Raw genomic sequence first — 25,659 nt, forward strand, 5'->3', positions numbered from 1 at the left:
CTGAAGGCGACCGACCCGCTCTACTTGGTAACGAGCTTGTTCTTGATCAGGCCGACGATGATCTGCACGATCAGACCGCCGACACCGCCGCCAACGAGCTGGCCGGCGAGAGCGCCGATATCCACGCCGCCGGCTGCCGCATCTCCCGCCGCGCCGAGCAGCGAACCGAGCACGGTTCCGCCGCCGAGACCGCCGATGGCGCCGGCAATCAGATTGCCGAGCGAACCAAGATCGGAGTCCTTCACTATCTTTCCGCCTGCCGTGCCGCCTACCGCACCGCCGACGATCTGGGCCAATATCGAAGCAAGATCCATGTCATCCTCCTCAGTCGTTTCCCCGACCATTCGAGGAAACAAAGCCTCTTATTCATGTCTGCGCCGGTTGAACCGAACCGGCATGGCCGGCCTTCTCTTCCTCGCCGAAGATTTTCCAGATCACGGCCCCGATGGCGCCGCCGAGGATCGGAGCAAGCCAGAACAGCCAGAGCTGCTGCAGCGCCCATCCGCCAACGAACAATGCCTGTCCCGTGGAGCGGGCCGGATTGACGGATGTGTTGGTGACCGGAATGGAAATCAGATGAATAAGGGTAAGGGCAAGACCGATGGCGATCGGCGCGAAGCCGGCAGGAACCCTGCCATGCGTTGAGCCCAGAATGACGATCAGGAAAAACGCCGTCAGGATGACTTCGATCAGCAGCGCCGATACGAGAGAATATCCGCCCGGCGAATGTTCACCATAACCATTGGCGGCAAAACCGCCGATTTCAGCCCCTGCTTTACCGGTGAAGATGACATAAAGCGCCGCAGCCGCGACGATCGCCCCCAGAACCTGCGCCACGATGTAGGGCACGAGGTTCGCCGCCGGGAATTTACCGGCAACGGTGAGGCCGACTGAAACGGCCGGATTGAAATGACCGCCCGAAATGCCGCCAACCGCATAGGCCATGGTCAGAACCGTCAGGCCAAAAGCGAAAGCGACACCAAGGAAGCCGATGCCGAGTTCAGGAAAGCCGGCGGCAAAAACCGCACTGCCGCACCCTCCGAACACGAGCCAAAAGGTTCCCAGAAATTCCGAAAGAAGTTTGCGACTCATAACACTTCCCCTATGTTACGACTGCATCAACTATTACGTGCAATTTAATCGTAGTCAAGCTAAATTGCATATTCGCGCAACGACCGACACGATGGCGGCTAAACGTGGCACAGGAAGAGTGTCAGACGCCTGGAAGATGGAGCGGGTGAAGGGAATCAAATTGCTCATACAAACTATTGAAATAGCGCCATAACTTTCTTTTGTTGTATAATTTTACCGCGTTATGTACCGTAAATATATTGGATGTTGTTGGACGATACCTCGCCCGTTGAATCTTAATAGTACCCGTCAAACTAGTTGCGCGCCAAGCTGCATAACTTCCATGAATCAGATACCCTGATCTCGTTCATCAAGGTAGGCGAGATAGCATGGTCGACATCAAAGATGTGATTGAATCAAAGGAAATGCAGGATCTCGTCGCGGCTCTCAACGCGCTGAAACAGCGTTGGGCTCCAGAACACCAAGCGACCAATCACGTTCGCCCAACTGTCCTCGCGCTTGTTGGCAAATACAAAGCCAAGGAAATCTTGCAGGTGCTACTCGACAACCATGAGTATTATCCTGGCTACAAGGACGTTTTGGCCGCAAGTTTCGGCGGCTGGCTGATTATGCCCCGAGAACGTCGTGTACGAGAAATTCTCATGGTGCACGCAGCTCTTGACCACATGCAGGATGCTGAATGGAAACTGGGCGAAGCCGAATTGAGCTTGGAGAGAGACATAACCGCTCGTTACATCCTCACAAGCCTAGACTTTTTGATCGAGATTTATGACTGCTTGGGTGGCTATCAAGCTTTCGCACAAAATCCGTCTTTGGAGCTACTCTGGACAACATTCGAGCGGGATGAAAAATCGATAAATACGTGCGTGCTCGCCATGCGTTTTCTGCATCATGCTATTGATCGATCGAGTGCAAGAGGCCGCCCATTTCTTCCGAGCCTCAACAAAGCGGTCCTCATGTTGGATGTGCTGAAAGATAAAAACCCTTCCTTCCCTTACAAAGAAAAATACGTCTCGCGGTCGTTGCTTCATCAACGATGGAGCCAGAACAAGCAAACATTGGCGCTGCTGTATGCGGCCTCAACAATCCGCATAAACCGAAAAACGTTGCTGCAACTCATTCTAGATGGCCTCTTCTCATATCAAAACCACCAGCCTTACCTCGACACTTGGATGCGCCGCACTCGCTATATTGCAGCTCACATCTTTGGACGGATGACCGACACCGACCTCGAACGGAAGACCGTGCGCCTAGTTGGCGACGGGCCAGCCACCGCTTTTGCGCCTGCCAAGCTTAACGATATAGAGGCTGCATCTTTCAACGAAATTTTTCAAAAGATAATCAAAGAGTAAACACAAACAGATTGTCCATTTTTGGCTGCCCTGTCCATGGATACGTACAGAATTTTAAATCGATAAATTTCGCGTCATTCTTTCTCCGTCTTCAAGATCGAAAGGACGAAAGACATGAAGCACATAGGTTTTCAAAACGACAAACTGCACGAGCGCAGTGTACCGCCGATCTTCCCTCAAACGGGATTTGTACGCCTCAACCAGATTGTGGGTCCCAGCGGGCCGCTGCCAATCAGCAAGTCAGGTTTCTGGGCAGGCGTCAAAAACGGCAAGTTTCCGAAACCGCTCAAAATCTCTCCAAGGGTCACCGTATGGAAAGCCGAGGATATCCATGACCTCCTGCGTGAAATCGAACAGGGGGGCAAATAATATGGCTTCCGCATCAACTTCGAAAAAACCGGACGCAGAGCACGCTAGCTCAGCAGAGAAAAAATCGGATGATCCGAAAAAGTCTTTGACGCTCACTGAACAGATCATGAAGCTCCATAAAAGCTTCAAGAAGCGTCGAAAAGCGCACCGGAAAGCCGTCAGGAGTGACATCGTGAAGGCCGTCAAGATCGGCCTAAAGCTGGGAAAAAACAAAAAAGATTGGAAAGACTTCTGCCAGAATGCGTGGGGAAAGACGGCACCTCCAAAGGAGGATCAAATCGATCAAGCCGTACGCTTTGCGATCAAGTTCATGGTAGGCCCCGGGAAGAGCGCTCAAAAGAAAGCGAGCTTCTACTACAACGCCGTCGCCCTCCCCATTGAAGAAGGCTTGAGGGGTAAGGCGCTGAAAGACCGCCTTAAGAAGGACGGTCTCAAGAATCTTGCCACGGCATATGCGGAATACAAAAAGGAAACTAAGGACGGCGGCGGCGTAAGTCACCGTCCTGAGGAAAACGATACCGAAAAGGCACCTAAAGCGTCTCGTGCGGTTAAGGCCGAACCTGATAAGAAGACTGAACAGGCGCCTGATCCCGATCGGCCTGATCGCGTGGCCAGCAATACCGCGTTCACCTGGAAGGCTATAATGAAATGCAAAAGTCCAAAAGCTTCTCCCACCCGCTATAAGGTGGGTGAGAAAATCAAAATCACGGCGACCATTGAAAAAGTCGACGTTCCCCTGATGTTGTTGGTGCACAAGGTGAAACCCGTTGTGCCATCGAACAAAGGCTGATCTACCTCATCACCTGTATTACTTAAGCTCGCTCCTCGACCTCGGAAGAATAATCACGTCTTCCGGGGTCGTTCTTTTTCTGTCCACTGACTTCAGGGTGTATGCCGCCGCACGTGCCAACGTCTTTTCAATGGGCATGACATGAATGCGGGAGAGTGGCGCTGTCTTTCCAATCAAGAAGCTTGTCGGTGCATTCGCAATAACGTCCGTAAGACGACGGCCCTCACGTCCGTTGGGCGGTATCATCGCGAGAATGTGCATATGCATTCCGTCATTGATCATGCTGTCAGCCGTAGTCCAGCCAGACAGCTTCCGCACTGGCCAGTCATAACTGGCGAGCCAGAATGGCATCTCTACTATCGGAGTGTTGTGAGGACGCCTGACGAAGCGGGTCAACAGGAGGGCATACAAGTTCTCCGTAATCCGACGCATCTGCTGCCTTTTGGCGTTCTCATTGCCTGCCAACGGGTTGAACATCAACGTGACCATGTAAGTTTCCCAACCCCCTACTGTTCTCTCTTCCACCATCTGGGTGTAGGCATCGAGTAGCTGCTGGGTATGGGTATGGGTATGGGTATGCATAAGCATATCTCCCTTGGTTAGGTTTGGTTGTGTGTGGGGGTGTGTCTGTAGGGTAATTTGGGTACAGCTGGCCCATATGCTTTGCCCTTGCGAACGCAGCATCTGTGTCTCCAGATGAAGCAGGCAAAGTCCCGCGTGGCGCTTCCACGCACGACCTTGCGGCCTGCAAATGTAATTGGCGTTATGCCGACCGTTATTTACGGCGGCGTCTCTAGGGGATTTTTGCAGCTGACGGCGGACTTTCAGGCGCGGATAAGCGCTGACCTGCGGTTCATCTGGAAAAGCGGAAACGGAAATTTAGATAAAATTTACGCTAAATTTTATCGGTTTGAACCGATCCCGGCATGCTACGTTTCAGACAAGTCGAAACGGGAGCCCGGCTGCGATGATCTGGAACTTGGAGAAGCTTGAACAAGAACGCCTCGACCTCATCGAGGTCATAGACAATCTCAAGAGGTGGGAACGTTTTTCGATAGATGATCGGCACATCATCTCATTGCAGATCACTGCACATATGATGCGGCTCAGCGAAATGGATGAGGACTTGGCAAAGCTGCGGGGTGAAGAACATTCCGATGCGGACTGTCTGGCTGCTATCTGACCTGCCATCAGCGATGGTGGAAGCATTCACAGGTAGTGAAAGTTAGAGGATTCCTCAACGAGAGTAATGCAGGTGGTCATGCCTTTTTTGAATTCAGTTTCACGAAAAGTACCACCTCTTTCAGCAACCCTATAAGCTCTGGCATTATCAGCCGATAATAGACGACAAGGCCGTGACGTCGCGTTTCAACAACACCCGCCTCGCGCATTTTCGCGAGATGTTGCGAAAGCGCGGACTGTGATAAATCGACTTGATGAGCCAACTGCTTCACGCTCTGCTCATTCTTGGACAGCGCCAGTACGACCTCGACGCGCTTTGCGTTCGACAGGATGTTGAGCACCTCGCCGCACCGTTGGAAATATTCGGTGTTCTTGTCTTGAACTGCTCTATGCATGCTAGCTCGCCCCCGCAGATTTCCATGGGTTTCGTCATAACATTTGCGTAGATTTCCGTCTTTTCGAAAGTGCAGAATTGTGCCTGTAGGCCGATCCGGCACAGATCGACAATCGGCTTTGTCTCGTTTTTGGCTCATTCAAAATCTCTTTGAGACTACCGGTTTCAATATGAATTTAAAAAAATATAGAAGCTTGATTGGCTAATCGGATGCAGGCTTCTTTAACTCGTCAATTTCCCACTGCCGCAGATATTCGCCTCCTCGCCTGCCTCTCTGAAGACCTTGAAACAAAAGTTCTTCGTTAGCAATCACTCGGCTACGGTGCTCCACGACCACTTCCGCTTAAGTTGCCATAAAACCATAAATGCCGTCGCGCTGAGAACTCCAAGCACCGCAAAGACCGCATGCGCCCCCATCCACGCCATGAGCGCAGCCAATACCGGTGGTGCCAGTGCGTTGATCAGATTCATTGGCAGGGCAATAGTTGCCATTGCTGCGGCATAGTCGGCCTTCTCAAAGAAAACGAGGGGCATCGTGGCTCGGGCGACAGCGAAAGCCCCACTTCCCACGCCAAAGATCACGAGAAACCCAGCCACCGACAGGAAGCCCTGACCGCCTATCCACATTGCGGCAAGACCAACGGGGATCATTGCGCCGGACACGATCCCGGTGGACAGCCCGTCCCATCGTTGCCCACCCAGCAAGTCAATCACGCGCCCGCCCACTTTGAACACCCCCAGAAGCGAGGCAATCGCGACAGCTTTGGCAAGATCCATTCCAATCGCCTGTAAGAGTTGAATACCTACTGCCTCAATGCCAAAGGTAACGAAGCTGTTCAGAGCAATGGCGGTCACAAGAAGGGCAAAAACAGGACCCTTGCGAGCACTTTTTTTGTTGATGGATGACGCGGTCGTGGCACCGGTCGCTGGCAGGCCGATTAAAACAAGTGGGCAAATGACCAATGCCATGACGCCAGCGTAGATAAGAACTGTCGCACGCCATCCAACCACACCGTCGAGAAAGGCAGTGATGGGCCAGAAGACACTACCCGCCAGACCCGTTACCAGCATCAGCGTACCGATAAGGCTCCGCGCCCGATCCCCTGCGTAGTCCGCGATATAGGCGTAGGCTGATGTCGTCAGGAACATCGAGCCTGCAATCCCGATCACTGCCCAAGCTGCCCAGAATGCCAAAAGGCCCGGAGACAGAGCGAGCAGGCAAAGCCCGACCGCGATCATCCCGGCTCCCGCAACCATGACGGAATGCGGCCCAAACCTACGAAAGGCACGCCCTGTCCAAGGGGCAGCGAGCCCCATCGCGACGAACAACACAGAGGTTCCGACAAAAATCATGGACAGCGAGGTTCGGAATTCTACCGCCACCGTCGTCGCGATCACGGGCAAAACGCTCACAACGCCCCAGCCGGTGATTTGGGTTAGCGCAAGAAGGAACAACACAAAGAGTTGACGTTGCATTGTTCACTGGTAGAGGCGAAGTGTGACGGTCAGATAACAACCGCGGCACCGCCGCACTGCTTGCGGTAGCAATGATACCCATCGTCACTTCCGATTATGGACCGGCACGAAAACGAGTTTCAATGGAGCCGATTATCAACCACAAGAACATTCATGGCTGATATGTTGATCGTGACCGAGGTATCGTTGGCCCCGGTCACGATAAGGCGACGCCTTCCGCGCAATTCGCGAACGTCAGAACTCTTCCCAGTTCTCAGCTGCCGCCGCCGCACCGCTGCTGAGGCCAACGGCTCCGGCTACTTTCGCAAGCATGCGGCGGGCGGGAGAGGCGACAGGCTTGTGTTCGGCTCTTGCCGGCGTCGGTCTGGCGGGTTCAACTCTTGCTTCGGCGCCGACGCGGAAATCAGAGATGATCTCGCGCAGGCGCTCCACCTCGTTGGCGAGAGAAGCACTGGCGGCCGTTGATTCTTCGACCATGGCTGCGTTTTGCTGCGTCACCTGATCCATCTGGTTGACGGCCGTATTGACCTCAGCGAGACCGATCGACTGCTCCTTGGCCGACGTCGAGATGGCGTCGAGCTGCGTGTTGATCGAAACAACCTGCTCCTCGATCACCTTGAGCGCCTGACCGGTTTCCTCGACCAGCTTTACGCCCGTACTGACCTCATCCACTGAGTTACGGATGAGCTCCTTGATCTCCTTGGCTGCCTGTGCCGACCGCTGGGCCAGCTCGCGCACCTCCTGAGCGACCACCGCGAAGCCCTTACCTGCTTCCCCGGCCCGAGCAGCCTCCACACCGGCATTTAGAGCCAGCAGGTTGGTTTGAAAGGCAATCTCATCGATGACACCGATGATGCTGGAAATCTGGTTAGACGACTGTTCGATACGCTGCATGGCGTTTACGGCATTCGAAACAACTTCACCCGAGCGGCGCGCCGACTTGTTGGCCTCGATTGCCACATGCCGCGCTTCTTCAGTCCGCTTGGAGGAGTTTGCAACATTCGTGGTAATCTGGTCGAGCGCGGCTGCCGTTTCCTCAAGCGACGCGGCCTGCTGCTCAGTCCGTTTTGAGAGATCTTCGGCACTCTGGCTGATTTCGCGCGCGCCGCTATCGATCGATCCCGTGGCGTTCGCCACCGACCGCAGGCTGTCCGCCAGTTGACCAACGGCTGCGTTGAAGTCGGACCGCAATGCTTCGAAGTCACTGGCAAAGGGTTCGTTCAGTCGGAATGTCAGATCCCCGCTCGACAGCTGCTTCAGGCCTTCCGCGAGGCCCGACGTCGCCTGTGCCATCTGCTGGGCGCGCTCACGCTCAAGTTCCGCGATCCGCAGTTGTTCTGCCTCGGTGGCAGAGCGCGTCGCAACGGCTTCCTGTTCAAGTTCTCTTGCCCGCAAACCGTTTTCCTTGAACACCTGAACCGCTCTCGCCATGCCCCCCACTTCATCGCGGCGATCCGTCCCATCGACATTGGCGCTGAGATCGCCACCGGCGAGCACGTTCATGGTGAGGGACATCCGCTGGATCGGACGCACCAGCCAGGAACGGACAGCAAGGAAGCCGACGCCGAGAACGATGACCAAGCCAAGGATGACAGCGGCAAGTGTCTTGGTAACTGTGCTGCTGGCGTGCGCGGACAGCTCCTCCCCCGTCTTCGCAGCACCGTCAACGATTTCATTCGTCGCAGCTGTAAATTTCGGAGTGAGCGCGCTGAAAGCAGGCTGACACTGGCTTAGGAACAGTTGCTGTGACGCGGCAATGTCTTGCTCCGTCGTCGCGTTTCGCGCCGCCAAAATCGTCGGTCCGCATGCCTCTTTCATGACTTTGAGGCCTTCGGCCTTCAGGAGTGCAATCTCGGCCCGCTGCGGAACAGCAGCCGCAACTTTGTCCATGTATTTCACGAAGCTCGCTTCTGCGTCCTTGATATCCTTCTCCGCCCTTTCACGCAACTCTGCCGAGCGCGACATCAAAAGTTCCCCGATGGACGCTCGTGCTGCCTGGAGGTTGCGGTTGGAGCGAGCCAAATACAGGGCGGCGGTTGATTCGCCTTCCATCAGGCCGCCGTAGTCTTCGTCAACACTGGCAATCTGGATCCCGGAATAAAGGGCGACCCCGAGAGAGAACAAGCCGAAGCATGCCATAATAATAAGAAATTTCCCGACGATAGAAATGTGTTTCATGTGCCGCTCTCGCAATAATTGACGTTTATCAGGAGGAACAACGAGCAACTCATTCGCCGGGTGTACCAAGATGGCATACGCTGGAAGAAACTTTTCAAATATCTAAAATTTATCCCAAGACATAATACCTGCTGAAGGCGATCAAGATTGCCGTTTCATTTTCAGCACTGATAAATCTAATGTGATAATATTTTATATTCGTTAAGGATGACATTCTCAGAAAATACATTCAGTGCCATTATCGGTTTTTTTGCGGCTATGGCCCGATGCTCAGGCTCAGCGGCGGTCGCGTTCGAAATGTTGTCTGCCAGACCAACATCGCCCCGCGATTGCAGTTGCAAGCATGCAATTTGACAATCTTTAGTTGTAATGCTATACCATGACACGCCGGTGGCGATGCCGGTGTGAGGGGCCGTTTGGCCCCTCTTCTTGTTTTGGAGAGCTACAGTCATGAACGTTTCAACCGCCACATCCACTACACCCACCACCACCGCACCCGCCATCACGCTGCCCTGCCCCGTCATCATCCTCGGCCGTGACGACAACGGCAGGCCCCACGCCTCATTCTTCCCTGCCACCGATACGCGCGCAGCTGAGAAGGCTGCCGAACTGATGGGCATGGTGGCGCTCAAAGTGGAAGGCGACGAACTCAGGGCGTTTCTCGGCCGGTTGCCGCAGGGCAAGCTGTTCGATAGTGGCAAGGCCTTCGTGCCGTTTGTGAAGCAGGAGCTCTATCAGGCGATTGCCGCTCACCTATCCGATGAGGAACGCGAACGGCTGGAGCAACCGCGTGTTGTACCGGACAAACCCGCCCCCGAAACCAGCTACCCTGTTCCGCCCAAGAATATGCCCGAAAGCTGGGACCAGTTGACGGTGGGTAGCCTCGTGCTGGCGACTGAAGGTCCGCTGGAGGGGTGGTATGAAGCCACCGTCATCAAGATCGATGGTGATACCGGGCTTCGACTTAAGTGGCGCGACTATCTCGACATGCCGCCTTTCACCCGCCGCACCGATCAGGTGGCCCTCATTCACCCCGCTTACGTCGAGAAGTGATCGTCATGGGCTGCGCCATCAGCCAGGATGCGGCCGCTCGGGCCGCAGCCATCCGCGATAAAAACGACGCTTTTCGAAAAAGCTTCTCCGACGGACGAGTGCTGCTGACACCGGGCGTCACAAACCTTAGCGACGAACAACGGCGAGCGGTCATAGTGGCGGTGCAGACGTTCGATGATTTCTCGCCAGACAACGACCCTTACGGCGAGCACGATTTTGGCGCGGTCACACTCGAAGACGCCGTGTTCTTTTGGAAGATCGACTACTACGATCTCGACCTGCAATTCGGATCATCCGATCCGGCAGATGACGATGTAACCTGCCGAGTGCTCACAGTCATGCGGGCAGATGAGTACTGACCAGTGCGCTCCATCTTTTCATCGTCAAGCACCTTTTCAGCTTGACCGGCGATCAGCGCCCCCGCTTGCGACCCGCCTTCAGCGGTTCAGGCGGGGTAGCCTCAGCAGGTACTTCAAAGAACAAGGAGATATCGATGGCGAGCGCGTCGGCAAGCCGCGCGAGCAAATCGACCGAGGCATTAAAATCGCCTCTCTCGATGCCGCTGATGGTGGTTCGGTCTACCCCTGCGTCAACAGCAAGATTCTCTTGCGTAACGCGCTTAGCGGTCCTGACCTTCCTGAGATTCCATCCAATGCGTTCGCGATGTTCCATCCCGGCATGGCGAGCATCTTGCCGGGCATTAATCCATCGAATATATACGACATATTTCTTGTTAACGACTTACGGTTGCCTACTCGGCGTCAAATTGGGGGTACTATGAAAATCGCAGTTGGAATTATTGGACTCTTCCTCGGCATATTGGTGCTGCTGCAATCCTGCGCGGTGACGGCGGGAAGCGGGTTGCTGAACGATCAAGCCACAGGCAGCGCTGGCGCGGTGGGAATGCTGACGGGCGTGCTACTCGTGATCGGTGGCGCGTTCTCTTTCGGCCTGCCGCTGGTGGGTGCCATCATCTTTTTCGTGTCGGCCTTGATGGCCTTCATCGCGTCATCGCAAGGTACCTTCGGCGATATGTCGGTATGGGGCGTGATTGCTCTCGTGCTTGCTGTCATGGGATTTTTCACGTGGCGCTCAGCAAAGCGAAAGAAGGTTGCGCCATGAGCCACATTAAAACACTTACGACGCTGACCGCTGTCGGACTGCTCGGCGCTGGGTTGCTAAACCCGGCCGCGGCTGCGGAGGAAACCTATTACTTTCAGGGCACTCCTTGGGAGTTGCTGCTCACTCAGCCTGAGGGGGCTGATACAAAACCGGCGTGCGTACTGCGCACGACAGCGTGGCCTAGCCGGTCTTTGTCGATTGAAACGCGCCTGATTGGCGTTGATAAGATCGCTCGCGGCCTTCGCATTCGAAAAACCGGCTGGAACCTGCCGGTCGGTAAAACCACACAGGTAAAGGTTGGCGTAAACTTTCTTAGCCCGGCGCCACATGAACTGGATGTGATTTCCCCAGAGGAGTTATATGTTAGCTATCCTGAGAATGAAGACGGCGCCATTGGCATTGCTCTGGCAACAAGCTTCGCGTTCTCTCCTAAACTGCCCTCAGCAATGGCACTTAAGTTCGAAGGCAACGAGCAGCCTTGGATTATTCCAGCCATCAATAAGCGGGACTATTACGCGCTGAACGAGGGACTGAATGACTGCGACGTCGCATTGAAGCAGCTGGGGCCTAAACTGTTCTCATCGGAAGACGAAGCGACGTCACCGTTCGCGGCCCCACCCAAAACCGACGCTTCAGCGTCTTCGACACCCACAGCGTGGGAGTTCAGCAGGCGCGAGGAGGATTGGGGCGAAACCTGCTACGCGGAGAAAAAGAACGGCGGCGATGTCACGATTGGGTTTATGAAGGCACGTGGACATGATCTCGAAGGCTTTATCGAGAACGGTAGCTTTAGCGGTATTGTTAAAAGCTCGTGGAAGGTTGACAATGAACCGCCCGTCAGTTCCGAAGGTGAGCCTAACGACTATTTCGGTTGGCACAGTTTTTCCGGTTTCAAAACGGCTTTTGTGGACCAGATGATATCGGGTCAAAAAACGCTTACTATCACCGATGACAAGGGCACAGTCATTACCACCGATCTAGACGGAGCGTTAGGCGCGTTTTGGCAGCTGAATGCCTGCTTGGAAGATACGGATAGATAAGGTCATCAGGTATTTCCACGCCATCGTGCATGTCTACCTGAGAAAGATGCGACGAATGCAGACGCTCCGAAGCCGTGCTGTCGTCCGCCACTTGAGCAGGTGCGCTAAAATCTCAACATGTATTGAATAAGGCCGAGAGCGGACTGTCCGGTGGTGGACGCATTTATCGGATAGCTGTCTTTCAGTTACCAGACCTCCAAACAGACGTTTGATGCCGCTCGTTTGCGCATGCAGAGGTGCCGCCATTGTAACATGGCGGCAATTTAGCCATGCTCAGAGGTTTTCCGTGTAGAAAGGGATCAGTTTCGCCAACGCTTTTTCGACCGGCTCCGGTTTGTCATAGAGGTCATAGTGCGATCCACAGCATCGTTCTTCTCGCGCTTTACGAATGGACACACATACTGTGGTGTTATCAGCCGTACTGCCGGGATAGCTTCCGCCGAAACTTGACCTCTTCGGAAAGCGAAGCTCCATGAATCTTGGAAAACGTTCTTCGCGAAATCGATCCCACTCATAGTATTTGATGTCATGCCGCCGTCCTTTCACCCGTTGTGTTTAATCCGGCCATCCTCTGACAAGAACGTGCGGGGTGGGTGGACCATCAACCACACCATCTATGCAACGGGACCACGTTAATGGAGGGTTGACGCCGGTCCAGGCGAGCCAAAAAGAACGTCGGCTATCTTGCGGAGATGCTTCCTATCACCACCAAAAGAGTAGCCTTCCGAGTTCACATCGATGAAAGATGCGAAAACGAACGGCGTCGCCATTGATTCCAGTAGCATGGCTAAGCGTAACATCATTTCTACGTCAACTTTGACGTCAATAATTGCCCCGTCGACATCGCCGGCTTCCAACAGGTTCAAGACTTGCTCGACAGAAGAAACAGGGCCTGCAACGGTGGCTCCGGCGGCAATAAGTTGCGCATGGCACGCCGCCGTCAACGACGGACGCCGCTCTACCACTATCAGCTTCTTGCCTCTGAAGGCGCATAACACAGGAATATCCTTACTCGTTCTGCGCTCGCCCGTGCTACGCCAGAGATAGATTTCTGCTGGAGAAAACTAAGCAGCGCAAGTGGCGTTGTATTACCGCTTGCCCATAACTGACCAGCGCAATCGCCGGCCAACTTGTGAAACGTTGATCACTGGTCTGACTCACCGCATTGCGATTCGGTATCCTTTTGCAGCGCCACTTCTATTTCCTCCGCGGACACCTGCAAAAACTGGCGCTTCACTAATTGTGCGGAGATAGCAGGTATCTCAAGGTGTGTTGCGACGGGTTGATACGAAGGAAAACTGAGACCTTCAATGAGCTGTTCATCAACGACCAGACGATATGTTCCAGCTTCCAAAGGTACTACTAATCCATCCAATACGAACGGATTCGCGAAGGTGATTTCTTTGTATGTCGTTCTTTCTTTCATACCCTTAAACTCTTTCCTGACACGTCATTCACACCGCGCCGCAACGTTTATCCTTGACCGTCATCGCTCTCCACTAAGTGGATTTCGACCCCCTGAGAAGGATTAACAAAGAGATTGCCTATAGCGCGCCGGCTTCGCTCTTCCAGGGCTATTCATTAGCCCCAATTGATCGACCACTGGCCTTCCTGAAAAAGCTGAGGACGTATATCGTGTTGCGCGGGACACTTCTGATGGTCTCAAGGACAGGCCGTGATTGGTAGGATTGATTGAGTGAGTCCGCATTCCCAAGACGGCGTTTCAATTGTGCTGCGAGAGCATCGGCAGATGTTTCTCCCGCAAGAAACAGTCTCATTACAAGAAACGCGGCCGTGTTGAATTGTCGCTGGTCATTGCCCAGCAATGTGGCGTTATAGCCCGCACTCTTCAAAACTGACTGGATCATCTCCATCTCTTTGGGGGAGATGGCTGCAAAACTGGGGTGGGAAGACATAATGTCCTCCTCTCGTTGGGGCTAGGGTAACCGACCCTCAACCAGTAGTGCCCGTGACATCGCTACCGACGCCTTACAGTGCGCCTGAATAGCTTAAGACGCAAGCGAATACGGTTTTGGAAAGCTCCAGCGAAGTTCACCAGCCATTCGCTGGTCATTATTGAGCGGCGGCTGCGTTCTAGCACATTGGAATTCCCTTGCTAATGAACCTCAAAACGCGCAGGCTCGTTCCTTCGGTAGCTTTTTTAAAGGGCGTTACCGCTTCAAGGTGAAATCCCTTGGCCCCAACGAAAGGAGGACACGATGTCTTCCACACAAGAATACGGCCCGATTTCGTCTCACGATCTGAATATGTTGCTGTCCCTGTTGTCAGATGCCGGCTTTGAAATCGACACGCGCTCGGATGACGACCGGTCATTTAACAAGGCCACCCGCAAGATAATCGATCTTTTTCAGGATGGAATGACCGACCCTTCAAAACTCAAAGGAGAAATGCTGTTCCTGTTCGGGGTACAGAAACGGGAACGTGTGCCCTCCCGCAGACCACTCCCGAGGTATGCAATCCAAGGTCTTCCGGGGTTCGGCAGATAGCGGGGAAACACCTGTGCGCGCGTATGTTCTTGGAAGCATGATGCTTTGGTCCGCTTTCTTTCTGATCTGGTATTTGTTGACGCTTTATACCGCCAGCAAAGACCTTGAAGAAATACGATCCGGTCCGGCCGGAGGAGTAGTTATGTCTGCGTCCCGATGCGGTGTAGAACTGGCGACTCTTCTCGCGATGGGCGACAAGCTCTTGAAAGCCGGCGGACCAGAAGTGCCGGCGGATTTACGCGCACATATTGAATATTGCATCTCCTCTGATACAGCGAGTCGAGATAGGCTTAGGAAGACACAGCTCATAAGATTTTTCCCCGACGAAAGATAGCCTGCGGACTCCGCCCCTGATTTCATCAACCCCATCACAAAACTTGATGCTCTCTGTTTTCACTCTGTGCTATGGATCATGGGTGCGGACAGGTGTCCTTTGAGGCGACGGTGGCCAGAGATTTTTTGATATGGCGCGGCATCCGGCTACGCAGCCTTGGGAATTATCGGAGATTGATGATGATCGATATCGCAGGAGCCCCCCCGAAGTAGGCCCCCTGATGGCTCGCTGCCGGAAGTCCCGATGAAGCGGGATAATCGATATAACCCGCAGCGCCGCCGCCATACAGCGTGACCCGATCTCAGCCGGGGTCGCTTTGCAGTCGTTCGACGAGATTCGGATTGGCGACGAACGGGCGTCCGAAGGCGATCAGATCTGCCTTGCCATCGGCCAGATGTGGCGTTGCAAGGTCGAGGTCACAGCCATTATTGGCGATATATGTCCTGCTGAAGCGACGGCGAGCGATCCGTATTCGAAGGGTGCGACCTCGCGCGGGCGACCCGTCGCGCCTTCAACAACGTGAATGCAGGTGATGCCGAGAACATCAAGTCGATTGATGATATACTCGTATTGCGTCTGGGGACCGCTACAGGAAATACTATTTGTAGGCGAAACTGGCGAAATCCGGCACACCCGTGCGCTCGCCGCCGATTTCCTGCACCACCGTGGCCGTGACTTCGAGTATCAGACGCGCGCGGTTTTCCATCTTGCCGCCATAGCGTCCGTCCGGACATTAGGGCTGTGAGCCTCCCATATAGTTCCTGAAAGCAGACGCTCGCCAGCGACTTGCCGCGCGCAAAGCCGAACTTATCAACATGCTCATACGAAACAGCAGCGATGCGGCTCACGGCCCGATCTTCCACTAGATTCGATCATATGTGAACGATGTCAGCAGCGTGGTTACAAAGTTACTCGCATTATCCTTGACAAGCGCTTCCGTCCATTCATTCGTCCCGCGTAGCCGCAGGTCTGCATAAATGCTGTCGACGGCGGCCTCTTCGATCCGCTTGATGTTCGCCAGAAAGGCTTCCTCTCCGGCCGCATGATACATGTCTCGGATCACCATCCGCAGGATTTCCTGGATTGCGATCTGCCATGCAGTGTTGAGTGCCTGAAGTTCGCCGATACTGTCTGCCATAGGTATCCCTTTCGGTTGCGGAGTGCAACGGTTTGAAAGAAACTGCGGACAGAGCCTGATTGATGATCTCACGTGACCAAGCCATTTGCTATAGCCGCCTTGATTGGCGTACCGCCAATCGCGCTCGGCCTTGCGGGCGGCCTCGTCGTGTATCCGTCCGCGCCCCGCTCTTCCTGGGCAGATCAGACCGTCTTGGCCCGTCGTTTCGTGAGAAGAGAGGCAGTCGTCGCCTCACGATCCTTCGATTCTTTCGCAAGTCGTGCTTCACGAAGCCGCCTCGTCTTTTCCTCGCGGGCCAGAACGAGGGAATCGAGTTCCTCGACGGCGCTATTCCGCGCGAAGAATTGCGATTGGGTATTGGCGAAGGCATTCTCCGCCTTCTGCCGGGATTTGCTGTGTGTCTGTGACATGGCTTTTCCAGATTGAACGCCGCCGTAGCAACAAAAAAGGTCAGGCAATCTGCCTGACCTTGCTGGTATCATGCTCTCGCCAGTGCCAGTACATCCGTGGTCAACGGAGAGAGGATACGGGGATGATTAGGCGGCCTGGAGGTTGCAAGCCGACATCTTGCCCGACTTGTTATCGCGCTCAAGGTCGTAGCCGATCTTCTGGCCTTCAACGAGTTCGCGCATTCCGGCGCGCTCGACAGCCGAGATATGCACGAACGCGTCGGTGCCGCCATTGTCAGGCTGGATGAAGCCGAAGCCCTTGGTGGAATTGAACCATTTAACTGTGCCAGTGGTCATGATGAACCCTTTCATAGCAATAAGAGGACCACAACGCCTGCGGCGCTGCAGATGCGATAGCGATTTTTGAGAGAAAAGGCTCGTTCAGGGCACGGTGCCAGACGCGCGATAACCAAAGCTAAGCAAGCAAATATCGACAATCAACATATAGGTCGCTCATATGCGGTTGTCAACTTTTAGTTTTTTCTCACCACTATTCTCGGCATTTAGTTGTAATTTCGGGAGGCCGTTTCACAGCCTAGACTGCGGAAAAGGGCTGGGAGCGTAACCCGGGGAATCACGGTCGTCCGAAAGCGGAAATGGACTCCGGTCCCGACGGAAAACCATTGTCTCGCTGGCGAATGACTCCGGACATGAACCGGAGCAACACAGTGCGCGATTGACTTGAAAGCGCTCCTGACAGTGGTTTCATCCTCGCCGTTACATATCCGGCCTTATGAAGCATCTGGTTGAGAATACGATTGCTGCCGGGATCGAAATCGACGGCGTGGACGCTGGAAGACATGGTATCCTCCTTTCAAATTGCGGGCGCGGGCATTAAAGCCCCCGGCGGCAGCGCCCAGTGTAATTGCTGCCGAGGTCACGATGATGAGGCCCGCTCGTCTGTTTAGCAATCCTTCAATTAAGGTCATTTGGGGGCGGGGTAGCCTCGAAGCCTACCCGTACAGATATTTGCGTTCTGTAAAACCGTTAACATCAAAGAACGAGGGCTAATTTGACCCTCCATCGATACACGCGATGTTCACTCCTGAGGAGCGGCAGGAATGAAGGAGTGGCGATGTAAAGTGCACTGCCGCCCAACGCTAGCTTGCCCGGTGGGATGCAGCTTTCCCGCCGCCGTCGCCCGAAACCTGCCAGTCAATTTCCCATCCCTTAACGATCGTTGAAGGCCCGATAAGCGAAAAGACTGCTTTAGGGAGCGTGTAATTGCTATGCTAACGTCCGGAATGGGGCGCAATCCGTCGCTTGATAAGAGAACCTGACTGTCCACAAAATACGACGATGACGGGTCGCATCAGGGTATACCCTTATGTGACAAACCAGCGGTTACAGCCATTAACGTAACATCTAAGTTGACAGCAGCTATTTGTGACAGGGTAGCGTCAAGCCTAAAGCTTGAGGTGACACACATGGCTCGCATAGGGTACGCCCGCGTTAGTACGCTCGATCAAGATCTAGAAATTCAGCAAAAGCGACTTACCGCAGAAGGTTGCCAAATCGTCAGGTGCGAAAAAGTTTCCGGCGCAAGCCGCCACGGTCGGACCGAGTTGGCAACGATCATCGAATTTCTGCGCGAAGGTGACGAGCTGATTGTCACACGCCTTGATCGCCTCGGTCGTGACACCCGTGATGTTTTAAATATTGTCCACGAATGCGAACAACGCGGCGCGCACGTGACTGTGCTTGAGCCACATGTCACGACAAAAGGCGAAATGGGCAACGTCATTCTGACCGTTTTAGGCATGGTAGCCCAGATGGAGCGGCGGTTCATAAAGGAACGACAGCGCGAGGGTATCGAGCGCGCTAAACATCTTGGCGCATATAAAGGAGGACGCCCTCGCTTTGACCATCAGGAAATCCGCAATTTGTTCAAATCTGGTCTCGGACCGGGAGCTATTGCAAAGGCAATTGGATGCTCGCGCATGCAGGTTTATCGTGTCCTGAAGGCTGCATGTTGATTGCCAATTAGAATTGACCCGGCGCTGAATTTATTGGGTCAAGTAAGTATCGGGTAATTATGCCACTTGAGTCCTCAAAGGACCTAATTTTCCCAGAAACAACATGCACGCTGAAATACAGTAAGAATCCCGTGGACAAACCCATCCTTGCGTTGCCAAGGTTGCATAAGCATGTAGCCTACACAACCGTAGAAGCGAGGCGCTTTCATGGGCTACGAGATCGATTTCCTTTCTGTCGGAGACAGTAATGGCGACGCAATATGTGTCCGCTATGGAACGCCAGAACTCGGATACAGCATTCATGTCACTGATGGTGGATATGTCGATACCGGCCAGCGTATTATCAACCACGTCAATCAGTACTACGGCAAAGACTCCCGCATCGCGAATATTGTTCTTTCTCATCAGGACAGTGATCACATTGCTGGCCTAATTCCAGTCGTCCGCCATTTCAATGTAGGCGCGCTATGGATGAACCGACCATGGCTCTATGCATCTGAAATTTTGCCTGCCTTCCACGGGAACTACACCGTGGATGGATTAAGGAAGGCTATAAGAGATGCCTACCCCCTCCTGGCTGAGCTGGAAGAGGTTGCCATAGATAAGGGTGTTCCAATCTATGAGAGCTTTGCTGGCGCGTGGATTGGTCAGTTCCTCGTGCTTGCACCGACGAAAGCCCGGTACCTTATGCTCATTCCCGAATTTGATCGTACGCCGGCGAGCTACGCGAAACCTATTAAAGGTTTGCTGGGCAGGCTCTTCGAAGCCGCTAAGAAGATAACAAGCTTCTTTGAAACTTGGACATCTGAGGCGTTACAGGAAAACCCTTCGCCGACATCGGCATCGAACGAGTCGTGCGTAGTTCAACTTGGTGTGTTCGGCCAGAAGACCGCACTTCTCACCGCCGATGCAGGACCAATCTCATTGACGGAAGCCGCTAATACGGCGCAAACTCACGGGCTGCTGTTTCCCCCGTCATTCGTTCAAGTACCACATCACGGCAGCCGCAGGAACGTTACGCCGTCCGTGTTAGACCGCTGGCTCGGAGCACCTCTTCCGCAAGGGTCGCCGACGAGAGGTCTTGCGTTCTGTTCGGTTGGCGTGAACAAGCCGGAGTACCCAAGGATGCGCGTAGCCAACGCTTTCCTTCGGCGCGGGTACCCTGTTTATAAGACCGACGGTGGCGGATGGATTCGTCATTCCCACGATATGCCGAACCGTGATGGCGCGCAGCCAATCAATTCAATACCATTCACAAGCTCGTACGAGGAGTAGAATGGATTTCCTCGACGGTTACATAATACGCGCACGTCTCTTTCCCGCGATGCTCGCGATTGCCCCGGCGCTGGTTTTGCTCTTTGTATTGGTAGGGGGCAACTACGAGAATTTGGGGCCTCCTGAGTTCCTTATCACAGTTACAGTAGGCGTCCTTTTTTTTGCGTTTGCTGACATTGCAAGGCGCTTCGGACGGCATGCAGAGCGAAAGATTTTCGCGTCGTCCGATGGGCGGCCATTCCCAACAGTCTTACGACACAGGGACGATACAATAGTCTCAACGTCAAAGGCTAGATACCTTTCCTACCTTGCTCGCGAACTCGGAGAACCCCCACCAACCCCGGAAGATGAAAAGGCAGACCCTGCAGCTGCTGATTGTTTCTATGTCTCGTGCGGCGACCTTCTTCGTGCGAAAACCCGGAACCAGTCCCAATTCCATTTACTTTTCGCAGAGAATATCTCCTACGGCTTTCGTCGAAACCTTTATGGCCTGAAGTATCCTGGACTTCTTCTAAACGCGGCTACCGCAGCAATCAGTTTTAGATTTGTTTATACGGACCCAGATAACAATCTTGCACAATACGGCACCGTGCTCGTCGTCTCCGCCATTCATGCTTTTTATTTCATCGTCGGGGTAACCCGAAAATCTGTTATCGAGGCAGGAGAGCAATACGGTCGCCAGCTCGTGCTCTCATGCGACGAACTCACTAGTAATCGAAAAGACGCATGATGAAACAGGACTACCAACAGAGCTAGACCGTTGGAGGTGTCGACTTGGATCATTTGAATATTAGCAGCATCGGTACTGTGCCACTATTCCGCTGGATTCCACGGCAGAAGGACGGCGAAAGTCTTTATATCCACTACAACGGAGGAATTCGGGCAGCACGTATCCCGAACGACCGATGGGTGCTGGAGCCGGTTCGCGTACAGGATCGACCCGCATCATTCGGCAATTTCTCCCGCTCAGATCTGGGGGAAATTGGACAACAGTTCGGCCTAACACCACTAGCGTTCCAGCATTCTGGATGGAACAAAGGATCCTATTACACGAGGTGGATTCCTATTATTCCGGGGAAGACTAACCATATGATTGGCGCAGCCGATCTATGGCGAAATATTTCGAACAGGATTAGCGAACGGCGGGTCAACTCGCGTTTAAGTCAACTTATAAACGCGAGCGACGAACAAATTGCTCAAATCATTGATGATCAACAGGATGACGAGAAGCTTCCGCAGTTTATAGCGCTGAGCCTACGTGGGATGGATATCAGCGTGGAAGAAATTTCTGCGTTCTACTACGAGCAGCTTGTCGATTTGATGGCGACCAACAACCTAAACGGAGAGCGCGTTTCATCAACGCAAGATCAGCTGTTGTATACGCACGTGCATTCCTTCTTCTTGCATGCCGGGGCGGCACGCGACTATCTAGCGGCCTTCATCGCCATGAGGGTCGGCGAAGATCCTGCCAAGGCAGACTCGCTTGCCTCGCTGTGCAGGAAACTCAGGGCGCGTCACTTCAATGGCGATTCCATGCTCAACACGTTAGTGGTCAGGGGTGTCGTCAAGGAATCTCAACAACGGGGACAGTGGGAAACGGGCGGCTGGATGAAGGAGCTTTCCGAGCTTAGGAATATTTTCACGCATAGGCGACCATACGGCAGCCTATTTGCCGAAAAGTCCGGAACGATACTTTCTCTTTCCGAAAAGAGGCAACTCTACCGATACAGAAGACCGATCCAAACCCAAACTGGTGAAGACGTGTTTGACTTAATTGTGAAGCAGTATCGACGTATGATTGAGCTATTCTATGACCTCGCCAAAGTGTCGGGGCTGAATAGCGATATAACCGTTATCACTGATGATGACGTGATCGAGTTTAGGAGCCCGAAGGACCGTAGTTGACTTTATCGGACGTCAGATTCGCACCCGCCCGGTCACTCTCGACAATCCGAGCGCCACAACTGTTCGAGCCTCAATCTGAAACGCAAGTGATGTGGTTAGATAGGAACTGCATCCTAAAATGGCTCTTTGGTAGATAGGACCTCGCCCAAATGCCTCAAGTGACAAAGCGATGCCACTGGGTTCCCCAAGGATATCTCAAGTCTTTTTTAAACAAGGACACAGGCAAAATCTGGCGTCTCGGGAAGGATGGAGGAGAGCCGGAGCTGAAGCGTCTCGACAAGGTCGCGGTAAAATTCCACCTTTATGCCCCATTGGGCCGAGATGGTCAGCGAGACGACTCGCTGGAAAAAAAGTTTGCGGACCTCGAAGGCTTTTTGGGCGACGCGTTGTGGAAAGAACTGTGTAGCGGCTACCCGAACCTTTCATGGGAGCCGCTTCGGAAGGTCGTAGCTCTTCTCACCGCCACAACTTGGCTTCGAACCCCGCCACAATTCGAACTCTGGCGACAGATGCATCTGGACATTCGAGAATTCTACATCGGCTTTTCTGAGCTCCCAGACAAAGTTCTAATGAATGGGCGCGAGATCAAGGTAGACACGTCTAATTGGCCTGAGTACCGGGACGCAACAGAAGAGGACATGAAAGCAGCGTGGAACGTCTGGCTGGCGCAAGCCGGTGAGATTGCAAAGCTCTTTATCGAGTTGCGATGGGCGATGCTGGTCGATGAGGAAGGAAGGTTTGTTACCTCCGACAATCCCGTGATGGTTGGCGACCCTACTAAGCCTTTCAAAGGGTTGAAAGATCCGGATATTCTCGTAACCTTTCCAATCAGTCCTACCCGAATTCTGGTGATGGATCGCAGATATAGCGAGTCAAATGCGCAGTATTACGAATCCAAAGATCCTGCTGGCGCCAATTTGCTCATCTGGAGAAACGCAATCAACCACATGTTCTCCCCAAGACACCCCGATGAAGTTTGTGCTGAAGTTGTAGAGAACGCGGAGGCAAGAGGGTTCGCCTAAGGTTCGCAGCACAATGGCAACATCCGATTTCCGAAAACTTTGCTATTGTTTGGCAAAATCCGTTTCGAAACTCCCCGCGGCAGCTACGGTTCAGAGTTTTCTGCAGGTATCCCGTGCAGGCTAAACACTGTCAGTGCCAAACTTCGACGCCAACAGACTGGACTCTTCTTGCGCCTCTGGGGCACCCACACACGTGCCTGTCGGCCTATGATACTATCCGGTCGAATTCATGTGCAGTTGAACTGGCTCTATTGATCCGTGCCAAGTCTGCTTCCGTCTAAAATGTCCGCCCACCACTGCATCATTCGCACGCGCTCGTCCCAATAGGTTGCCCGATTATAGATGCGTCTGACCGCCCGTGTGTCAAGATGGGCAAGCTGCGCCTCAATAACGTCGGCACTGAATTCAGCAGACTCATTCAAAATGCTGCTGGCAGAAGACCGAAAGCCGTGCGCGGTATGCTGGGCCTCAGTCACCCCCATGCGCCGCAGAGCTGAATTCATCGAATTCTCGGACAGAATTTTCTTGCCCGACATCATTGAAGGAAAGACATATGGCCTATCGCCAAACAGTTCCTTCATCTCCGTAAGAACTTCCACTGCTTGCTTGGAAAGCGGCACATGATGCTCCCGGCGCATTTTCGTCTTCTCGCCCGGTATAGTCCAAACGGCGTTATCAAAATCGAGTTCGGTCCACTCCATCGAGCGGGTTTCCCCGGGACGGGCAAAACACAAGGCTTGGATTTTCAAGGCGGCTACCAACGAGGGCCAGCCCTCGTAGCCGTAAATCGCCCGCATCAGGCCACCCATCTCGGCCTTTGTCGTCAAGGCGGCATGGTTGACCGGCACATGGCGCTGGAGAGCCCCGCGTAGTGCCGACGTCGGGTCGTTCTCGGCCCTTGCCGTTGCGATGGCATATCGGAACACGCGACCGATGGCAGCGCGAGTAGCCAGTGCGCTCTCCACACGGCCGCTCTTTTCGATGGCAGTCAACACCGCAAGGACATCACGTGCCGTGATCTGGGTGACCGGGTAAGGCCCCAGCTTTTCGGCAAGGTCCTTCAACATCCATTTGTTTTTCGTGATGGTGGGCTCTGCGCGTTTATCGCGCTTCAGCTTTTCAATGAATTCATCCGCAATGACACCGAAGGTATTTCCAGCAGCTGCCTTGGCGGCAAGCTGATCGCGTTTCTTAGCCAACGACGGGTCCAAACCCTCAGCCAGTTTTTTCTTGGCCTCGTCACACAGCCGTCGGGCATCCGCCAGCCCCACCGTCGGGTACGCCCCAATCGTCAGCGTTTTTCGTTTCCCGAAAAAATCATAATCGAAGCGCCAAGACTTTCCGCCAGCAACCGATATATAGAGGTAAAGCCCCTTCTCATCAGACAGCTTGCGCGGTTTGCTGTCGGCTTTAGCGTTCTTAACCTGAATGTCTGTCAGTGCCATTTTACGGTATCAGCTTCCCACCACGATCACGAATACCGTGATTTTTACCGACAAAATTGCTGGATGTCACTGCATACCGTTGCACGACCTTACGCGCGCGCGAGGCAAAAACGCTGAAAAATCAGTGCCCTTTGGACGTCATCGATCTTGTTGGAAAGGTAGCTGGAGCGGGTGAAGGGAATCGAACCCTCGTATTCAGCTTGGGAAGCTGCTGCTCTACCATTGAGCTACACCCGCACCGCGCATAAGACATCGGATAGTTCGCAGCGGGTGTCAAGCACCCGCCGGGGTCGTTATTCGGCGCGAAAATGCTTGGAGAGCTTCAGCCCCTGCGCCTGATAGTTGGAGCCGAGGCCGGTGCCATAGAGGCCTTCCGGTTTCTGCAACATGTGCTCGTAAACCAGCCGGCCGACGATCTGGCCGTGTTCGAGGATGAAGGGAACCTCGTGGCTGCGGACTTCGAGCACGGCGCGGCTGCCTGTGCCGCCGGCCTGCGCATGGCCGAAGCCGGGATCGAAGAAGCCGGCGTAGTGCACGCGGAATTCGCCCACCAGGGGGTCGAAGGGTGTCATTTCCGCCGCATAGAGCGGCGGAACGTGGACTGCTTCGCGCGAGACGAGAATATAGAATTCATCCGGGTCGAGGATCAATTCGGCGCGCCCACGCGCGTAGAGCGGCTCCCAGAAATCGAGAACGTCGTGCTGGGCTTTCTTGTCGACATCCACCACCGCCGTATGATGTTTGCCGCGATAACCGATCAACCCGTTTTCACCGAAACCCTTGAGGTCGATCGAGAGCGCGATGCCGCCGCCGGTCACGTTGGGCGTGTCGCTGGCAACCAGCGTTTCCGTCTCGTGCAGCTTCAGCAGTTCACTTTCGTTGAGCAGCGAATGGCCGATGCGGAAGCGGATCTGCGACAGGCGCGAGCCGCGTCGCACCACGATCGGGAAGGTGCGCGGACTGATTTCCAGATAGAGCGGGCCGGCATAACCGGCCGGTATCTTGTCGAATTCCTGCGCGCTGTCAGTCATGACGCGGGTGAAGATATCGAGACGGCCGGTCGAGCTTTTCGGATTGGCCGAGGCCGACATGTCCGCGGGCAGCGCAAGGCTCTCCATCAAGGGAACGATATAGACACAACCGGTTTCCAGCACCGCGCCCTGGGTAAGGTCGATCTCGTGCAGGCTGAGACGATTGAGCTTGTCGATGACGCGGTTTCCGGGACCGGGCATGAAACTGGCGCGCACGCGATAGGCCTTCGAGCCGAGCCTGAGATCGAGGCTGGCGGGCTGCACCTGATCAGCATCGAGATCGGCCTCGCTCTTCAGCTTGCCGCCCGCAAACAGCGCCTTGATTGCGCCATCCGCCAAAATGCCCGTGGTTCTGGTCATGGTCATCATTCCTTTTTACGGCGACAAAACCAAAAGGAAAGCATTGACGCAAGCCGGTAACGGCAGTATGGCAAGCTTATCCCGTGGTGATTTGGCCGGTCGGCTTGCAGCCACGTTAAACAAGTGGCTAAAAAGACCGGGTGCTAGGAACCGGTCTGCTTTTGCGGCC

32 protein-coding genes, 1 tRNA gene, 1 pseudogene and 1 riboswitch are annotated in these 25,659 nt (G+C 54.1%); of the genes and pseudogenes, 15 read left to right on the forward strand and 19 right to left on the reverse strand.

The features are described 5' to 3' along the window. Positions 1-20: 20 nt before the first annotated feature. Complete coding sequence (locus ACQZ5G_RS07810; protein WP_003519942.1) at positions 21-314, reverse strand: hypothetical protein; 294 nt, start codon at positions 312-314, stop codon at positions 21-23. Positions 315-366: 52 nt separating this feature from the next. Further along, complete coding sequence (gene aqpZ / locus ACQZ5G_RS07815; RefSeq protein ID WP_003519943.1) at positions 367-1,092, reverse strand: aquaporin Z; 726 nt, start codon at positions 1,090-1,092, stop codon at positions 367-369. Positions 1,093-1,460: 368 nt separating this feature from the next. Here aqpZ and ACQZ5G_RS07820 point away from each other — a divergent pair, with 368 nt between their 5' ends. The 3 genes from ACQZ5G_RS07820 (at position 1,461) to ACQZ5G_RS07830 (ending at position 3,603) form a co-directional block, all read left to right on the forward strand. Further along, the gene (locus ACQZ5G_RS07820) at positions 1,461-2,444 is read left to right on the forward strand and encodes a hypothetical protein (protein ID WP_035265112.1); all 984 of its coding nucleotides are present in this window, start codon (positions 1,461-1,463) and stop codon (positions 2,442-2,444) included. Positions 2,445-2,558: 114 nt separating this feature from the next. Then, positions 2,559-2,813, forward strand: coding sequence for a helix-turn-helix transcriptional regulator (locus ACQZ5G_RS07825; RefSeq protein ID WP_051671946.1), 255 nt, complete (start codon positions 2,559-2,561; stop codon positions 2,811-2,813). Between the two features lies 1 nt (position 2,814). Then, entirely contained in the window at positions 2,815-3,603 is a 789-nt protein-coding gene (locus ACQZ5G_RS07830) for a hypothetical protein (protein WP_035265109.1), read from the forward strand. Between the two features lie 18 nt (positions 3,604-3,621). Here the strand turns inward: ACQZ5G_RS07830 and ACQZ5G_RS07835 are convergent, their stop codons facing one another. Further along, a complete protein-coding gene (locus ACQZ5G_RS07835) occupies positions 3,622-4,185 on the reverse strand; it encodes a hypothetical protein (protein WP_448737264.1) in 564 nt (187 codons plus the stop codon). Between the two features lie 114 nt (positions 4,186-4,299). On the opposite strand from ACQZ5G_RS07835, the gene ACQZ5G_RS07840 reads away from it, so the two are divergent. Then, the gene (locus tag ACQZ5G_RS07840; protein ID WP_059775485.1) at positions 4,300-4,596 is read left to right on the forward strand and encodes a hypothetical protein; all 297 of its coding nucleotides are present in this window, start codon (positions 4,300-4,302) and stop codon (positions 4,594-4,596) included. After that, entirely contained in the window at positions 4,571-4,786 is a 216-nt protein-coding gene (locus tag ACQZ5G_RS07845; RefSeq protein ID WP_035265104.1) for a hypothetical protein, read from the forward strand. Before ACQZ5G_RS07840 ends, ACQZ5G_RS07845 begins: the two co-directional genes overlap by 26 nt. A gap of 76 nt (positions 4,787-4,862) precedes the next feature. On the opposite strand, the gene ACQZ5G_RS07850 is transcribed toward ACQZ5G_RS07845, so the two are convergent. The 4 genes from ACQZ5G_RS07850 to ACQZ5G_RS07865 form a co-directional block, all read right to left on the reverse strand. Next, positions 4,863-5,180, reverse strand: coding sequence for an ArsR/SmtB family transcription factor (locus tag ACQZ5G_RS07850; RefSeq protein WP_035265102.1), 318 nt, complete (start codon positions 5,178-5,180; stop codon positions 4,863-4,865). 308 nt (positions 5,181-5,488) lie between these two features. After that, complete coding sequence (locus tag ACQZ5G_RS07855; protein ID WP_448737263.1) at positions 5,489-6,655, reverse strand: MFS transporter; 1,167 nt, start codon at positions 6,653-6,655, stop codon at positions 5,489-5,491. A 234-nt stretch (positions 6,656-6,889) separates the two neighbouring features. Beyond that, entirely contained in the window at positions 6,890-8,833 is a 1,944-nt protein-coding gene (locus ACQZ5G_RS07860) for a methyl-accepting chemotaxis protein (protein WP_448737262.1), read from the reverse strand. A 176-nt stretch (positions 8,834-9,009) separates the two neighbouring features. Continuing rightward, a complete protein-coding gene (locus ACQZ5G_RS07865) occupies positions 9,010-9,285 on the reverse strand; it encodes a hypothetical protein (RefSeq protein ID WP_035265098.1) in 276 nt (91 codons plus the stop codon). On the opposite strand from ACQZ5G_RS07865, the gene ACQZ5G_RS07870 reads away from it, so the two are divergent. Continuing rightward, a complete protein-coding gene (locus tag ACQZ5G_RS07870) occupies positions 9,284-9,886 on the forward strand; it encodes a hypothetical protein (protein WP_035265096.1) in 603 nt (200 codons plus the stop codon). The genes ACQZ5G_RS07865 and ACQZ5G_RS07870 overlap by 2 nt on opposite strands. A 5-nt stretch (positions 9,887-9,891) precedes the next feature. Continuing rightward, positions 9,892-10,245, forward strand: coding sequence for a DUF3768 domain-containing protein (locus ACQZ5G_RS07875; protein WP_448737261.1), 354 nt, complete (start codon positions 9,892-9,894; stop codon positions 10,243-10,245). A gap of 52 nt (positions 10,246-10,297) precedes the next feature. On the opposite strand, the gene ACQZ5G_RS07880 is transcribed toward ACQZ5G_RS07875, so the two are convergent. Beyond that, positions 10,298-10,558 (reverse strand): helix-turn-helix transcriptional regulator, encoded by a 261-nt coding sequence (locus ACQZ5G_RS07880; RefSeq protein ID WP_003519954.1) that lies wholly within the window; start codon positions 10,556-10,558, stop codon positions 10,298-10,300. Between the two features lie 105 nt (positions 10,559-10,663). On the opposite strand from ACQZ5G_RS07880, the gene ACQZ5G_RS07885 reads away from it, so the two are divergent. Together ACQZ5G_RS07885 and ACQZ5G_RS07890 are read left to right on the forward strand one after the other, a co-directional pair. After that, on the forward strand, positions 10,664-11,008 hold the full coding sequence (locus ACQZ5G_RS07885; RefSeq protein ID WP_003519955.1) for a hypothetical protein: 345 nt from the start codon (positions 10,664-10,666) through the stop codon (positions 11,006-11,008). Further along, positions 10,972-12,048 (forward strand): hypothetical protein, encoded by a 1,077-nt coding sequence (locus ACQZ5G_RS07890; protein WP_147401550.1) that lies wholly within the window; start codon positions 10,972-10,974, stop codon positions 12,046-12,048. The genes ACQZ5G_RS07885 and ACQZ5G_RS07890 overlap by 37 nt, the downstream gene beginning before the upstream one ends. Before the next feature lie 632 nt (positions 12,049-12,680). Here the strand turns inward: ACQZ5G_RS07890 and ACQZ5G_RS07895 are convergent. The 3 genes from ACQZ5G_RS07895 to ACQZ5G_RS07905 all read right to left on the reverse strand — a co-directional run bounded on the left by ACQZ5G_RS07895 (position 12,681) and on the right by ACQZ5G_RS07905 (position 13,964). Further along, positions 12,681-13,013: a hypothetical protein gene (locus ACQZ5G_RS07895; RefSeq protein ID WP_448737260.1), complete on the reverse strand. Its 333-nt coding sequence runs from the start codon at positions 13,011-13,013 to the stop codon at positions 12,681-12,683. A 179-nt stretch (positions 13,014-13,192) separates the two neighbouring features. After that, positions 13,193-13,474, reverse strand: a complete 282-nt coding sequence (locus ACQZ5G_RS07900) for a hypothetical protein (RefSeq protein WP_059759462.1) — start codon at positions 13,472-13,474, stop codon at positions 13,193-13,195. A gap of 148 nt (positions 13,475-13,622) precedes the next feature. Further along, positions 13,623-13,964, reverse strand: a complete 342-nt coding sequence (locus tag ACQZ5G_RS07905) for a hypothetical protein (RefSeq protein WP_003519959.1) — start codon at positions 13,962-13,964, stop codon at positions 13,623-13,625. 303 nt (positions 13,965-14,267) lie between these two features. Here ACQZ5G_RS07905 and ACQZ5G_RS07910 point away from each other — a divergent pair, with 303 nt between their 5' ends. Beyond that, on the forward strand, positions 14,268-14,555 hold the full coding sequence (locus tag ACQZ5G_RS07910) for a hypothetical protein (protein ID WP_059759459.1): 288 nt from the start codon (positions 14,268-14,270) through the stop codon (positions 14,553-14,555). Positions 14,556-15,193: 638 nt separating this feature from the next. Here ACQZ5G_RS07910 and ACQZ5G_RS07915 read toward each other — a convergent pair. The 5 genes and pseudogenes from ACQZ5G_RS07915 to ACQZ5G_RS07935 all read right to left on the reverse strand — a co-directional run. Then, positions 15,194-15,624, reverse strand: a pseudogene (locus tag ACQZ5G_RS07915) (oxidoreductase); the annotation flags it as partial. Between the two features lie 127 nt (positions 15,625-15,751). Then, a complete protein-coding gene (locus ACQZ5G_RS07920) occupies positions 15,752-16,027 on the reverse strand; it encodes a hypothetical protein (protein ID WP_003519968.1) in 276 nt (91 codons plus the stop codon). A gap of 182 nt (positions 16,028-16,209) precedes the next feature. Beyond that, positions 16,210-16,437 (reverse strand): hypothetical protein, encoded by a 228-nt coding sequence (locus ACQZ5G_RS07925; protein ID WP_059759456.1) that lies wholly within the window; start codon positions 16,435-16,437, stop codon positions 16,210-16,212. A gap of 126 nt (positions 16,438-16,563) precedes the next feature. Then, a complete protein-coding gene (locus ACQZ5G_RS07930) occupies positions 16,564-16,773 on the reverse strand; it encodes a cold-shock protein (protein WP_059759453.1) in 210 nt (69 codons plus the stop codon). Positions 16,774-17,050: 277 nt separating this feature from the next. After that, complete coding sequence (locus ACQZ5G_RS07935; protein ID WP_448742003.1) at positions 17,051-17,278, reverse strand: hypothetical protein; 228 nt, start codon at positions 17,276-17,278, stop codon at positions 17,051-17,053. Positions 17,279-17,903: 625 nt separating this feature from the next. On the opposite strand from ACQZ5G_RS07935, the gene ACQZ5G_RS07940 reads away from it, so the two are divergent. From ACQZ5G_RS07940 to ACQZ5G_RS07960, 5 genes are all read left to right on the forward strand, one after another. Continuing rightward, a complete protein-coding gene (locus ACQZ5G_RS07940) occupies positions 17,904-18,452 on the forward strand; it encodes a recombinase family protein (protein WP_059759450.1) in 549 nt (182 codons plus the stop codon). Between the two features lie 207 nt (positions 18,453-18,659). Then, positions 18,660-19,727, forward strand: a complete 1,068-nt coding sequence (locus tag ACQZ5G_RS07945) for a ComEC/Rec2 family competence protein (RefSeq protein WP_059759447.1) — start codon at positions 18,660-18,662, stop codon at positions 19,725-19,727. A 1-nt stretch (position 19,728) separates the two neighbouring features. Then, positions 19,729-20,457, forward strand: coding sequence for a hypothetical protein (locus tag ACQZ5G_RS07950; protein ID WP_433822041.1), 729 nt, complete (start codon positions 19,729-19,731; stop codon positions 20,455-20,457). Positions 20,458-20,501: 44 nt separating this feature from the next. Further along, on the forward strand, positions 20,502-21,632 hold the full coding sequence (locus tag ACQZ5G_RS07955; protein WP_433822042.1) for a hypothetical protein: 1,131 nt from the start codon (positions 20,502-20,504) through the stop codon (positions 21,630-21,632). A gap of 149 nt (positions 21,633-21,781) precedes the next feature. Beyond that, a complete protein-coding gene (locus tag ACQZ5G_RS07960) occupies positions 21,782-22,654 on the forward strand; it encodes a DUF4238 domain-containing protein (protein ID WP_309758597.1) in 873 nt (290 codons plus the stop codon). 248 nt (positions 22,655-22,902) lie between these two features. On the opposite strand, the gene ACQZ5G_RS07965 is transcribed toward ACQZ5G_RS07960, so the two are convergent. From ACQZ5G_RS07965 to ACQZ5G_RS07975, 3 genes are all read right to left on the reverse strand, one after another. Beyond that, positions 22,903-24,099: a tyrosine-type recombinase/integrase gene (locus tag ACQZ5G_RS07965; RefSeq protein ID WP_448737259.1), complete on the reverse strand. Its 1,197-nt coding sequence runs from the start codon at positions 24,097-24,099 to the stop codon at positions 22,903-22,905. Between the two features lie 163 nt (positions 24,100-24,262). Further along, positions 24,263-24,336, reverse strand: a tRNA-Gly gene (locus ACQZ5G_RS07970). A 56-nt stretch (positions 24,337-24,392) separates the two neighbouring features. Further along, positions 24,393-25,490, reverse strand: a complete 1,098-nt coding sequence (locus tag ACQZ5G_RS07975; protein WP_080818826.1) for a 2'-deoxycytidine 5'-triphosphate deaminase — start codon at positions 25,488-25,490, stop codon at positions 24,393-24,395. 73 nt (positions 25,491-25,563) lie between these two features. Further along, a riboswitch (SAM riboswitch) is annotated at positions 25,564-25,642 on the forward strand. Positions 25,643-25,659: the final 17 nt, after the last annotated feature.

The organism is Agrobacterium sp. 22-214-1, from assembly GCF_053522465.1.